Raw genomic sequence first — 9,778 nt, 5'->3', positions numbered from 1 at the left:
GGCCTGATCAGCGGACATTGGTCGAATGACAGGACCGCCGATAAACAGGATTTCCGTACACATAGCCCACGTTTTCAAGGCGATAACCTCACGCACAACCTCGGTCTGGCCGACAAGTTGGGTGAACTAGCTAACACCTATGGCATCAGCACGGCGCAGCTTGTCATCGCCTGGGTACTTACACGCGGCGAAGACATCGTTCCCTTAGTGGGCTCTCGCACACGAGCGCGCCTGGCCGAAGCCCTTGGCGCGCTCGAAGCAACGCTGAGTAACGACGAACTTACCGTCATCGAGCAAGCCGTACCCGCCGATGCAGCCGCTGGCGATCGCTACAACGCACACGGCATGGCCTCGCTCGATAGCGAGCGCTGACAACGACACCGTGACATAGCTGACAGTTATCAGCAGCAAACGAGAAAGGCTTCATTGCAACCGATCGCCTTAGCGCATTCGGCAGGACTTTGCTCGATAGCTAGCCTGGCGGGCATCCGGCGCATGCGGCCGCCGGGTTCTGGCAATCAGGGAGGCCGACGGCCAGCGACCTGACAAGGCGCAACAACCGCTCTTTAGGGCGTGTTTTCACTCGATCGCCATGGCGGCTGGACGCCCAATCGGCGATAATTGGCGGTCAATCCCCTTTTTCCTTGCCGAACCGTGTCTTAGCGGGCCGGTAGACCGCCCTCCAGGGAGCGAAGCATGCAGTACATCTACACCATGAACGGGGTCAGCAAGATCGTCCCCCCGAAGCGCCAGATCATCAAGGACATCTCGCTGTCGTTTTTCCCCGGTGCCAAGATCGGCCTGCTGGGCCTCAATGGCGCGGGCAAGTCCACGGTGCTGCGCATCATGGCCGGCGTCGATACCGATTATCAGGGCGAAGCGCGCCCGCAGCCGGGCATCAAGGTCGGCTACCTGGCGCAGGAGCCGCAGCTCGACCCGGAAAAGACCGTCCGCGAAGCGGTCGAAGAAGGCGTATCGGTCGTCCTGGACGCCCAGAAGCGCCTGGAAGAAGTCTATGCCGCCTACGCCGAGGAAGGCGCGGATTTCGACAAGCTGGCCAAGGAGCAGGAATCCCTCGAAGCGATCCTGGCCGCCAATGACGCGCATGCGCTGGAGCGCCAGCTCGAAGTCGCCGCCGACGCGCTGCGCCTGCCACCGTGGGATGCCAAGATCGGTCCGCTGTCGGGTGGCGAAAAGCGCCGCGTAGCGCTGTGCCGCCTGTTGCTGTCCAAACCGGACATGCTGCTGCTGGACGAACCGACCAACCATCTGGACGCCGAATCGGTCGACTGGCTGGAACAGTTCCTGCAGAACTACCCCGGCACCGTAGTGGCCGTGACCCATGATCGCTACTTCCTCGACAACGCCGCCGAGTGGATCCTCGAGCTCGATCGCGGCCGCGGCATTCCGTGGAAGGGCAACTACACCGAATGGCTGGAACAGAAGGACGCCCGCCTCAAGCAGGAGGCCCAGCAAGAAAAGTCGCGGCAGAAGGCGATCGAAAAGGAACTGGAGTGGGTACGCTCTGCGGCCAAGGGCCGTCAGTCCAAGGGCAAGGCACGCCTGAACCGCTTCGAGGAACTCAACGCGGTCGAATACCAGCGCCGCAACGAAACCAATGAGATCTTCATTCCGCCGGGCGAACGCCTGGGCCAGGAAGTGATCGAGTTCAAGGGCGTATCCAAGTCCTTCGGCGATCGTTTGCTGATCGACGACCTGTCGTTCAAGATCCCGCCGGGTGCGATCGTCGGCGTGATCGGTCCGAACGGCGCCGGCAAGTCGACGCTGATGAAGATGATCATGGGCAAGGAACAGCCCGATGCGGGCGAGGTCAAACTCGGCCATACGGTCAAGCTCGCCTACGTCGACCAGTCGCGCGGCATGCTCGACGATAAGCACAACGTGTGGCAGGAAGTTTCTGGTGGCCTGGACATCCTCACCATCGGCAATTTCGAAATCCAGTCGCGCGCCTATATCGGCCGCTTCAACTTCAAGGGTACCGATCAGCAGAAGATCGTCGGCAACCTCTCGGGCGGTGAGCGCGGTCGCCTGCATCTGGCCAAAACCCTGTTGCAGGGCGGCAACGTACTGCTGCTGGACGAACCGTCGAACGACCTGGACGTGGAAACCCTGCGTGCGCTGGAAGACGCGCTGCTGGAGTTCCCTGGCTGCGCGATGGTCATCTCGCATGACCGCTGGTTCCTCGACCGTATCGCCACGCATATCATCGCGTTCGAAGGCGACTCGCACGTGGAATTCTTCCCCGGCAACTACAACGAGTACGAAGCGGACAAGAAGCGCCGCCTGGGCGAGGAAGGATCCAAGCCCAAGCGCGTGAAGTACAAGAAGTTGGCGTAAAAGCGTTAGGAGTGAGGAGTTAGGCGTTAGGAGGAACAACCGCCGATTTCCCTCGCTCCTCGCCACGCTCTCCTCCTCTTCACTCCTAACCCCTAATCCGCGGAGGCGCCATGCACTTCATGCAATCGCTCAAACAAGCATGGGCAGCCAATGATTCGCTGGTGTGCGTCGGCTTCGATCCGGAGCCGGCGCGATTTCCCGTACATCTGCGCGAGCATCCTGACGCGGTGTTCGAATTCTGCCGCGCCATCGTCAATGCCACCGGCGACCTGGTCTGTGCGTTCAAGCCGCAGATCGCGCACTTTGCGGCGCTGCGCGCCGAGGATGCGCTGGAACGGCTGATTGCGCATATGCACCGGATGTTTCCGCATGTGCCAGTGATCCTGGACGCCAAGCGCGGCGATATCGGCAGCACCGCGCAGCATTACGTCACCGAGGCGTTCGAGCGGTACAAGGCCGATGCGGTCACGCTCAACCCCTACCTGGGCCGCGATTCGATCCAACCTTTTCTCGACCGCGCCGACAAAGGCGTGATCCTGCTGTGTCACACCTCCAATCCTGGTGCGTCGGACCTGCAAGACCTGGATGTCGGCGGCATGCCGCTCTACCAGCATGTCGCACGTCTGGTGGCGCGCGAATGGAACGGCCACGGCAATTGCGCCTTGGTGACCGGTGCGACCTGGCCGGAGCAGTTGGCCGAGGTGCGCGCCCTGGTCGGCGACATGCCATTGCTGGTGCCGGGTATCGGTGCGCAGGGCGGCGATGTCGAAGCCGTACTGCGTCATGGTCGTACTGCCGATGGCAACGGCTTGATGCTCAACTCGTCGCGCGCGCTTCTCTATGCCGGCGATGGCGACGACTTCGCGCAAGCTTCACGCGCCGCCACGCTAGCCTTGCGCGAAACGATCAACCGCTATCGCCGCTGAGCGGCGATGACCCCTTGCCATTGGGGCGTGCGCACATACACTGTGCACGCCTTTTTGCCTGAGACTTTCCATGGACGACGACCCTAGCCCGTTTCCAACGATCGGCTGACGTCCGTCCGCAGCAGCGCCGGGCGTACGCCGCTCGCGACTGCGTTGAACCGCTTCAACGCGCTCCCCATCGACTTCCACAGCGTCGGGCGCCTCGCACGTCTGACGCGAGAGCGCACGATCATGTTTATGTTCCGCCACGGCGTCTTGGGCGCCGCCCTGCTCTGCCTTGTCCTTTCCACCGCTCATGCCGCCGGCGGCAGCTATTTGGTGGACGATGCTTCGACCACGCCTGCCGGCCGCTGCCAACTGGAGAGCTGGCTGCAGGTATTTCGCGATGGCCGGTTATCGCTGACCGCCACTCCCGCCTGCGCCGTAGGCAACCTGGAATTCTCACTGGGCCTGACTCACCAAAATATCGCGCATGGCAATGGGCAAAACCCCGCCTTGAAATGGCGGGTACGCGACGGCGGTATCGACGGCACCAGCATCGCACTGGATTTCAATAGCAGCGTCGTTGGCGGCAAGTACACCGCCAGCAATGCCTATGCCGCCTTCAGCCGACTCTTGGACAGCGCCGGGCGGTGGACGGCGAACCTGGATCTCGGCGTGGAGGCGCCACGCGGCGTACACCGTCGCGCAACAGCCGGCTTGGGGTTGGAATACGCGCCAGCGCCGGAACTGAGCCTATTGGCCGAACATACACGCACCGCCGGGCAAGGCTCGGTGACACAGGGCGGTGTGCGATGGCATATAGGCGCAAACAGCGTCGATCTGATCGCGGGTGCCAGCCACGAGCGGACTACATCGCGATGGATCACTGTGGGCTTGAACCTCGCTTTCTGACAGCGGTCGAGATCGGCAAGAATTCACTCCACCAGACAGCTCAGGTCGGTGTCGCCGACATCGATCCCGGCCTGGCTCAGCAAGGTGGTGATCTGACCTCGATGGTGCGTCTGGTGATTGAAGAAATGCAGCAGCAACGGACCGAGCGGGCGATCGAACGTCTCGCCTGCACGGTTGTGATAAAGCAGGCGCTGGTCCAGATGGGCGGCAGTAATCTCACCGGCAAAGGCCAGGATGATTTCATCCAGTCGCTCGCGGGCGTCGCGCAGCCCGGCAAAATCGTGGTAGCGCGGGCCACTGAGCAAATACGGATGGGTCAATGCGCTCAGCGGCTCAAGCGTGACAAAATCATCCGAGTGCTCGGCAAAGCGCATCAGCCAGATCAGATCGGCCTCCACCAGGTGGCAGAGTGTGGCGAATACCGAGCCGAAAAACGCTCCACGATCGCGCTGTAACGCTTCGTCGTCCCACTCGGCAACGGCGGCGTAGAGCTTGCCGTTCATCCACCGGTTGTAGCGGGCAAGCAACTGGAGATCGCGCGGCGATGGCATGGCGGCGGTATCTAGGGGAGTCAGCGTCGATACTGCGGCAAGCTGGATGCCGATACCAGAGGACGCACGGGGAGGCGCCGATCCCTAACGCGTATGTATCCAGTACACGTGGATGCCGGCGACGCGATCCTCCTCGCGAAAACCCACACGCCCCTCGACGACGATGCCCCAAGTCGAACGCAGCGCACCGACCTGCACTCGGTCCACGCGCACCTGCTCGCCTTTCGGGATCGGGAAGCAGGCTTCCACCACCATGACCCCCTCGCGCTCGAAAACGAGGGTCGCCGATTTGCCTGCGCTGGCGCCCCAGCCGACATGCAATTCGCAGGGAATGGGCGAGAAGACGCCGCGGTTGTCCAAGCTCCAGCCTTCGGTCTTGCGCAACAGCGCTTCCAGGCTCGGCTCGCTCCAATCGACGGTATTGCCCTGCGGCCCGGAAGGAGGTTTGCTGAAATGGCTCATGTCAGTCGCGACTCACCACACGTAGGGCAAAGACGACAGGCATCATGCCACGCAGCCATCCTGCCGTCCGTGACGACATACAGATAAAAGGCGCGGTGCGCGCTGGGTGCAGCATGTTCTTGCGGACTCCGGTGTCTGGCCGGGTTATCGTCCGCCTCGTGGAATTCTTTAACCGGGCGGCAGGCCTAGCAACATTTCCTCGGCCAGCTTGCCGTAGTCACCGTCGAAGTGATGGTCGCCTTTCTTGGCCATGACGCGAACCCAGGTCGGCAGGGACTTCTCGGTACAGATCGTATCGTCGGCCTCATCGGTGCCGTAGTAGCACACCACCGGCGGATGACCGTCCAGCGCCAGCAGCAGCGGCAGGGCATCGTAGTGCTCTACCGGGTTGAACTTCTGCATCCATTCCTGCGTATGGGTCTTGAACCAACCCTCGCGCATGTAACCCTCCATCTCGATCTCAAAGCTGGCGTCGCGTGTCGGCGAGAGCAGCACCAACTGGGCAACCGCCGCGCGGCTTTCCGGCGAGAGCTTGGCGATGATCGAAGGCAGCACATCTGCGCCGAAGGAGAAACCGATCAGCCAGACGCGTTTCTTGTGGAATACGGCCAGGTTTTGCTGGATCAGTACCTCCAGATCCGCGGCCGAATCGGCGGCCGATCGCGTACGCCAGAAATAGCTGAGCGCGCTGACGCCCAGCACAGGCACGCCACGCTCGCTCAATTTTGCGCCCAGCTGCTTGTCCAGATCGCGCCAACCGCCATCGCCGGAATAGACAATCGCCAGGACATCCTCACGCCCCGCCGGCGGACGGGCTCCCGCTGCGGGAGCAATAACGGTGAGGGAATCGGCCATGCTGGCGTGATGCCAGGGCTGCCACAGCACCACACCCGCCGCGGCACCCAGGACCAGCACTGCAACGATCGACCACAAGACTTTCTTCATCGACGAACCATACCCGATAGACCGCCAGAAATCAGGCTGGCCAGATTGGTCAGCGCCACCGGCAGGGCGATGTTGGCCGGCACAGCCAGGTACCTTGGCTCCCATTCGGGATCGAACTTGTCCTTGTAGCGGTACAGGCCACGGAAATTGTAGAAGCGCTCGCCCCGGCCGAAGATCATCGCGCCGAATCGGCTCCACAACGTCGCGGTGCGCCGGTTCTGCAGGCCCGACAAGGGCGCCATGCCGAGGTTGAACCAGCGATAGCCTTCCTGCTTGGCCCATTGCATGAGCTGGATGAACATGAAGTCCATGATGCCCGAGGTGCTGTCAGGCACATGCCGCATCAGGTCGAGGGATGCCTCCTCCTTGCTATCGGTCAGGAACAGGTTGGCGAACGCCACCGGCTCTTCGCCCTGCCAGATCACGGCCATCGGCGTGCGGCTCAAATAGCGCGGCTCGAAGGTACCGAGCGAAAAGCCCTTTTCGCGTACGCGCTTGTCGCGCATCCAGGCATCGGAAATCTGCTTCAGGCGCGGCAACAGGGCCGGCACCGCCTCGACCGGCACGATCTCCAGCCGCAGCCCTTCGCGCGTGAGCTTGTTGACCGTATTGCGCAGCACTTTCTTGGATTTGCCGTCGAGGTTGAATTCGTCCAGCTTGACCCTGGCTTCCTCGCCGATCTTCAACAGGTTCATGCCTACTTCGAGATACAGATCCAGATCTTCCGGCCGCACCTGATAGAACAGCGGCCAACCACCGGCGCGCTCGCACAATTCGCGGAACGTCCACACCAGTTCACGGCGCGCGTCGTCGGTATTACCCACCGGATCGCCCATCGCAATCCAGCTGCGGCCTTCCACGTCGTACATGATGAAAGCGCTATCGTCGGCATCGAACAGCAACGTCTTGTCGCCCATCAGAGCCAGATGGGCCTGTGCCGAGGAGTAATGCTTGATCAGCGGCAACGCCTTGGTCAGCTCGGCTTCGTCGGGCAGATGCAGCTTGGGCGGCGCCGGCCGGATCAGCGTGGCCAAGGCGAACAGCAGGCCAGCCGCGGCGGCGCCGACCAGAGCACGTAGCGCACGCGGTGCACCGCCGTGCAGGAAGCTGAACTCCCACCACAGGTTGCTGCTGTATTCGACGTGCTTGTAGCTGAAGATCACCAGCCAACTGGCGCAACCCAGCACGGCCAGGATGGCAATGATCCAGCCGACCGAGAAGTTGGTGCTGAACAACGAAGCGCGTCGATAAAACAGCTGGTGCGCCGGCGCCAAGCCCAGCGCCAAGAGCGACAGCAGCGTCGCTTCTTCGTAATCGATGCCCTTGAGCAAGGACAGCACCGCGCCGACCACCAGCAGCACCAGGGTCAGCACATAGGCTGCATCCAGGCGTCGTTGCAGGCCGCGGGCGAGGATCAGCAGCAGCATGCCGACCACGCTACTAAGGAAGTGCGAGACTTCCAGCACCGGCAAGGGCAACACATTGCGCAGGATCGCCATGCGATCCGGAATGGCGTTGGTAGCGCCGGAGAACACCAGCACCGCGCCGGAGACCAGGGTCAGACCGGCGAAGAACGGCGGCAACAATCCAGTGAACCAGGGCGCCAGCAAGCTCTTGCTGCGCAGGCCGCGCACTTCGCGCAGCAGCACCATCAAAGTGGCCGCACACAGTGGCAGGAAGTAGTAGATCAGGCGATACGCAGCCAACGCACCGAGAATCTGCGGCTCCAGGCCTTCATTGCCGGTGGCGCCGTAGCCGGCCAGCATGACCGCTTCGAACACGCCCAGGCCGCCCGGGACATGGCTGATCAGGCCGGCAATCTGTCCCAGCGCGAAGATCGCCAGGAAGTGACCGAAACCCGTATCGACCTCGTTGGGCATCAGCAGATACAGCACGGCTGCGGCCAGACCCCAGTCCACCGTGCCGACCACTACCTGGCGCAACGCGTTGCGCGGTGTAGGCAAGCTGACCGGCCAACGCCAGATACGCAGCGGCCGGCGCACCAACACGCTGCCGGCTATCCAGGCGAGCGAAAGCGCGGTCAGGACCGCGCCGATCGGCAAGCGTAGTTCGGCGAACGGCAGTGTGGCCGGCACCGGCACCACCAACAAGGTCACGCCCGTCAGGGTGCACAAGCCCAGCCAGAAGCTGAGCGTGCAATACAGTACGACCTTGGCGACCTCCGCCGTGGAGAGGCCGGCCTGGATATAGAAGCGGTAGCGGATCGAGCCGGAAATCAGCAGTGCCATGCCCAGCGTGTTGCTGAAGGCGTAGCTCAGGAAGGAAATGAAACTGACCTGGGCGCGCGGCAAGCGCTTACCGATCGAATCGACGCCGAACCAGTCGTACAGCGTCATCGCCACATAGCTGAGCGCGGTCAGGATTACTGCCAGCGCAATGCGCCAGTCCGGCAAGCCATGCACAAAGCGGGCGACCTGATGGTAGCTGACTTCGCTGGCCAGCTTGTGCAGCGCCCACAGCGCCAGGCACAGCATGGCCAACGACAGGAACGGTCCGGCCAGCTTGCGCAGCCACAAGGCGCCCGCGCCCGCCTGTTTCAAGCCAAACCCTGGTTCCGGAGCTTCCGCTCCACTGTGCTCCACCACGCGACTATCGCCTCCACACCTTCACAACTGCCGCAGGCCGGTACTGCGAACAGCGAAGCATAGCCTGTCAGGCCCCCTAAGCGCTGAATCGTCACACAGCTAAATGACATCCGCGCGTAAGGCCGGCCACTGCGTGGCCTGGGAGGCGTAAGGAGCGAGGAGAATCTCCGCATCTGCCGAGTACCTCCCTCCCCACGCCTCTCAGCGCCGCAGGCGCGACCTCGCAAGCTGCGCAGCAGCCGATCTCACTCCATTACGCTTTCCGCTGCGCCAGCCGGGCGACCCAGCGGTACAGCACGAACATCACAGCGGCAAAGGCGATGCCGCCGATCCATTCGGCCGCCACGGCAAAGCCATCCCCGACCAGGGCGAACGGTGCGGCATTGGCCGTGAAGGCCACGATAGCGGCAATGATGACCAGGATCAGGCTCTCGCCCACGATCATGCCCGAGGCCAGCAGCACACCCAGTTGCTTGGTCGGCTCGGGGCGCGGACCGCGCTCGGCGCGGCTGTCGAAGAACCAGCCGACCAGCGAACCGACCACCACCATCAGCGTGGTCGAGGTGGGCAGATAGATTCCCAGGCCCACGGCCAGCGGCGGCAGACGCATCGACGAAGTGCCCAGCGCGAGGCCTTCGTCGATCGCGATGATGATCGCGCCGACGATCGCACCGACGCCGATCAGGCTCCAGTCGATATTGTTCTGGATCACACCCTGCGCCAGCGCGGAAATCAACCCAGCCTGCGGCGCGGCCAGCGCCTTGGCCGGGTCGGCGCCTGGGACGCCGGCAAAGCCGTAAGCCTGGTTCAGCAGATCCAGCACGGGCGGAATGATCAGCGCGCCGGCCAGCACGCCGATCACCAGCGCCACCTGCTGCTTCCACGGCGTCGCATCGACCAGTTGACCGGTCTTGAGATCCTGCAGGTTGTTGTTGGCGATAGCCGCAACCGCGAACACGACAGCCGTAACGAACAGCGCGAAGGCCACCAGCGCCTTGCCGGCTTCCGGCGGCAGATGCGATTTCACGCCTGCCAC

At 62.9% G+C, this 9,778-nt stretch carries 9 protein-coding genes; 4 read left to right on the top strand and 5 right to left on the bottom strand.

Annotated elements, in window-relative coordinates:
* The 4 genes from VIM98_RS06290 to VIM98_RS06275 all read left to right on the top strand — a co-directional run.
* A partial coding sequence (locus tag VIM98_RS06290) for an aldo/keto reductase (protein ID WP_331992246.1) occupies positions 1–372 on the top strand: 372 nt, incomplete at its 5' end.
* A gap of 324 nt (positions 373–696) precedes the next feature.
* Positions 697–2,358 (top strand): energy-dependent translational throttle protein EttA, encoded by a 1,662-nt coding sequence (gene ettA, locus VIM98_RS06285; RefSeq protein WP_331992245.1) that lies wholly within the window; start codon positions 697–699, stop codon positions 2,356–2,358.
* Between the two features lie 110 nt (positions 2,359–2,468).
* Entirely contained in the window at positions 2,469–3,284 is an 816-nt protein-coding gene (pyrF, locus tag VIM98_RS06280; protein WP_331992244.1) for an orotidine-5'-phosphate decarboxylase, read from the top strand.
* A gap of 231 nt (positions 3,285–3,515) precedes the next feature.
* Positions 3,516–4,178 carry a hypothetical protein gene (locus tag VIM98_RS06275; RefSeq protein ID WP_331992243.1) on the top strand — a complete coding sequence of 221 codons (663 nt, stop codon included), beginning with the start codon at positions 3,516–3,518 and terminating at the stop codon, positions 4,176–4,178.
* Positions 4,179–4,201: 23 nt separating this feature from the next.
* Here the strand turns inward: VIM98_RS06275 and VIM98_RS06270 are convergent, their stop codons facing one another.
* The 5 genes from VIM98_RS06270 to VIM98_RS06250 form a co-directional block, all read right to left on the bottom strand.
* Positions 4,202–4,729, bottom strand: coding sequence for a DinB family protein (locus VIM98_RS06270; protein WP_331992242.1), 528 nt, complete (start codon positions 4,727–4,729; stop codon positions 4,202–4,204).
* 84 nt (positions 4,730–4,813) lie between these two features.
* Positions 4,814–5,191 (bottom strand): hypothetical protein, encoded by a 378-nt coding sequence (locus VIM98_RS06265; protein WP_331992241.1) that lies wholly within the window; start codon positions 5,189–5,191, stop codon positions 4,814–4,816.
* Positions 5,192–5,359: 168 nt separating this feature from the next.
* Positions 5,360–6,136 (bottom strand): AcvB/VirJ family lysyl-phosphatidylglycerol hydrolase, encoded by a 777-nt coding sequence (locus VIM98_RS06260; RefSeq protein WP_331992240.1) that lies wholly within the window; start codon positions 6,134–6,136, stop codon positions 5,360–5,362.
* On the bottom strand, positions 6,133–8,697 hold the full coding sequence (mprF, locus tag VIM98_RS06255) for a bifunctional lysylphosphatidylglycerol flippase/synthetase MprF (RefSeq protein ID WP_331992239.1): 2,565 nt from the start codon (positions 8,695–8,697) through the stop codon (positions 6,133–6,135). The genes VIM98_RS06260 and mprF overlap by 4 nt, the downstream gene beginning before the upstream one ends.
* Positions 8,698–8,995: 298 nt before the next feature.
* Positions 8,996–9,778, bottom strand: a 783-nt coding sequence (locus VIM98_RS06250) for an OPT family oligopeptide transporter (protein WP_331992238.1), incomplete at its 5' end; no start/stop codon positions are given.

The sequence above is a fragment of the Dyella sp. genome (assembly GCF_036568765.1).
Classification (GTDB): Bacteria; Pseudomonadota; Gammaproteobacteria; order Xanthomonadales; family Rhodanobacteraceae; genus GSA-30.
Note: the sequence above shows the minus strand (reverse complement) of the source record. Positions and strands in the feature narration are given on the sequence as shown.